2 tRNA genes, 1 rRNA gene and 1 other annotated feature (1 of these 4 only partly in view) are annotated in these 3,264 nt (G+C 50.9%); all 3 genes read right to left on the bottom strand.

Features of this window, described 5'->3' with window-relative positions:
• Window positions 1–2,585, bottom strand: a 23S ribosomal RNA gene (locus F8N85_RS33350); the annotation flags it as partial.
• Between the two features lie 250 nt (window positions 2,586–2,835).
• A tRNA-Ala gene (locus tag F8N85_RS33345) sits at window positions 2,836–2,911 on the bottom strand.
• A gap of 30 nt (window positions 2,912–2,941) precedes the next feature.
• Window positions 2,942–3,018 (bottom strand) — tRNA-Ile (locus F8N85_RS33340).
• A 33-nt stretch (window positions 3,019–3,051) separates the two neighbouring features.
• Window positions 3,052–3,264 (bottom strand) — a sequence feature (most likely nonfunctional fraction of RNA operon) (it continues 1,182 nt past the right edge of the window).

The raw sequence follows: 3,264 nt of genomic DNA, 5'->3' as shown, positions 1-3,264 counted from the left end.
CACGACGTTCTAAACCCAGCTCGCGTACCACTTTAAATGGCGAACAGCCATACCCTTGGGACCGGCTTCAGCCCCAGGATGTGATGAGCCGACATCGAGGTGCCAAACACCGCCGTCGATATGAACTCTTGGGCGGTATCAGCCTGTTATCCCCGGAGTACCTTTTATCCGTTGAGCGATGGCCCTTCCATACAGAACCACCGGATCACTAAGACCTACTTTCGTACCTGCTCGACGTGTCTGTCTCGCAGTCAAGCGCGCTTTTGCCTTTATACTCTACGACCGATTTCCGACCGGTCTGAGCGCACCTTCGTACTCCTCCGTTACTCTTTAGGAGGAGACCGCCCCAGTCAAACTACCCACCATACACTGTCCTCGATCCGGATAACGGACCTGAGTTAGAACCTCAAAGTTGCCAGGGTGGTATTTCAAGGTTGGCTCCACGCGAACTGGCGTCCACGCTTCAAAGCCTCCCACCTATCCTACACAAGCAAATTCAAAGTCCAGTGCAAAGCTATAGTAAAGGTTCACGGGGTCTTTCCGTCTAGCCGCGGATACACTGCATCTTCACAGCGATTTCAATTTCACTGAGTCTCGGGTGGAGACAGCGCCGCCATCGTTACGCCATTCGTGCAGGTCGGAACTTACCCGACAAGGAATTTCGCTACCTTAGGACCGTTATAGTTACGGCCGCCGTTTACCGGGGCTTCGATCAAGAGCTTCGCGTTAGCTAACCCCATCAATTAACCTTCCGGCACCGGGCAGGCGTCACACCCTATACGTCCACTTTCGTGTTTGCAGAGTGCTGTGTTTTTAATAAACAGTCGCAGCGGCCTGGTATCTTCGACCGGCATGGGCTTACGCAGTAAATGCTTCACCCTCACCGGCGCACCTTCTCCCGAAGTTACGGTGCCATTTTGCCTAGTTCCTTCACCCGAGTTCTCTCAAGCGCCTTGGTATTCTCTACCCAACCACCTGTGTCGGTTTGGGGTACGGTTCCTGGTTACCTGAAGCTTAGAAGCTTTTCTTGGAAGCATGGCATCAACCACTTCGTGTTCTAAAAGAACACTCGTCATCAGCTCTCGGCCTTAAGATCCCGGATTTACCTAAGATCTCAGCCTACCACCTTAAACTTGGACAACCAACGCCAAGCTGGCCTAGCCTTCTCCGTCCCTCCATCGCAATAACCAGAAGTACAGGAATATTAACCTGTTTTCCATCGACTACGCTTTTCAGCCTCGCCTTAGGGACCGACTAACCCTGCGTCGATTAACGTTGCGCAGGAAACCTTGGTCTTTCGGCGTGGGTGTTTTTCACACCCATTATCGTTACTCATGTCAGCATTCGCACTTCTGATACCTCCAGCAAGCTTCTCAACTCACCTTCACAGGCTTACAGAACGCTCCTCTACCGCATCACCTAAGTGATACCCGTAGCTTCGGTGTATGGTTTGAGCCCCGTTAAATCTTCCGCGCAGGCCGACTCGACTAGTGAGCTATTACGCTTTCTTTAAAGGGTGGCTGCTTCTAAGCCAACCTCCTAGCTGTCTAAGCCTTCCCACATCGTTTCCCACTTAACCATAACTTTGGGACCTTAGCTGACGGTCTGGGTTGTTTCCCTTTTCACGACGGACGTTAGCACCCGCCGTGTGTCTCCCATGCTCGGCACTTGTAGGTATTCGGAGTTTGCATCGGTTTGGTAAGTCGGGATGACCCCCTAGCCGAAACAGTGCTCTACCCCCTACAGTGATACATGAGGCGCTACCTAAATAGCTTTCGAGGAGAACCAGCTATCTCCGAGCTTGATTAGCCTTTCACTCCGATCCACAGGTCATCCGCTAACTTTTCAACGGTAGTCGGTTCGGTCCTCCAGTTAGTGTTACCCAACCTTCAACCTGCCCATGGATAGATCGCCCGGTTTCGGGTCTATTCCCAGCGACTAGACGCCCTATTAAGACTCGCTTTCGCTACGCCTCCCCTATTCGGTTAAGCTCGCCACTGAAAATAAGTCGCTGACCCATTATACAAAAGGTACGCAGTCACCCAACAAAGTGGGCTCCCACTGCTTGTACGCATACGGTTTCAGGATCTATTTCACTCCCCTCTCCGGGGTTCTTTTCGCCTTTCCCTCACGGTACTAGTTCACTATCGGTCAGTCAGTAGTATTTAGCCTTGGAGGATGGTCCCCCCATATTCAGACAAGGTTTCTCGTGCCCCGTCCTACTCGATTTCATGACTAAGAGATTTTCGCGTACAGGGCTATCACCCACTATGGCCGCACTTTCCAGAGCGTTCCGCTAATCTCAAAGCCACTTAAGGGCTAGTCCCCGTTCGCTCGCCACTACTAAGGGAATCTCGGTTGATTTCTTTTCCTCAGGGTACTTAGATGTTTCAGTTCCCCTGGTTCGCTTCTTACGCCTATGTATTCAGCGTAAGATACCTAACTTATGTTAGGTGGGTTCCCCCATTCAGACATCTCCGGATCAAAGTCTGTTTGCCGACTCCCCGAAGCTTTTCGCAGGCTACCACGTCTTTCATCGCCTCTGACTGCCAAGGCATCCACCGTATGCGCTTCTTCACTTGACCATATAACCCCAAGCAATCTGGTTATACTGTGAAGACGACATTCGCCGAAAATTCGATTCTTGCTCATAAAGAGCAACTCACAAATTTTACCTTAGCCTGTAACAACACCAGTGAAAGTGTTGTCCAGTCTATCTTTCTATCACATACCCAAATTTTTAAAGAACGATCTAATCAAAAAGATCAGAAATCAACATTCACCATCGTTCGATGGAATGCTCATTTCTAAGCTTTACAATACAGAAGCAGTAAATGGTGGAGCCAAACGGGATCGAACCGTTGACCTCCTGCGTGCAAGGCAGGCGCTCTCCCAGCTGAGCTATGGCCCCGTATTTCTACAGGCGTTTCCCACACAAAATTGGTGGGTCTGGGCAGATTCGAACTGCCGACCTCACCCTTATCAGGGGTGCGCTCTAACCAACTGAGCTACAGACCCAATTTCGGGCTGCTTCTTTATCGTCTTCTTCAATGAATCAAGCAATTCGTGTGGGAACTTATGGAGCAGCTGATGTCGTCGATTAAGGAGGTGATCCAGCCGCAGGTTCCCCTACGGCTACCTTGTTACGACTTCACCCCAGTCATGAATCACACCGTGGTAACCGTCCTCCCGAAGGTTAGACTAGCTACTTCTGGTGCAACCCACTCCCATGGTGTGACGGGCGGTGTGTACAAGGCCCGGGAA

It is taken from the genome of Pseudomonas fluorescens, assembly GCF_902497875.1.
Classification (GTDB): Bacteria; Pseudomonadota; Gammaproteobacteria; order Pseudomonadales; family Pseudomonadaceae; genus Aquipseudomonas; species Aquipseudomonas fluorescens_BR.
The sequence above is the reverse complement of the archived record's forward strand: the minus strand, read 5'-3'. Positions and strand labels throughout refer to the sequence as shown.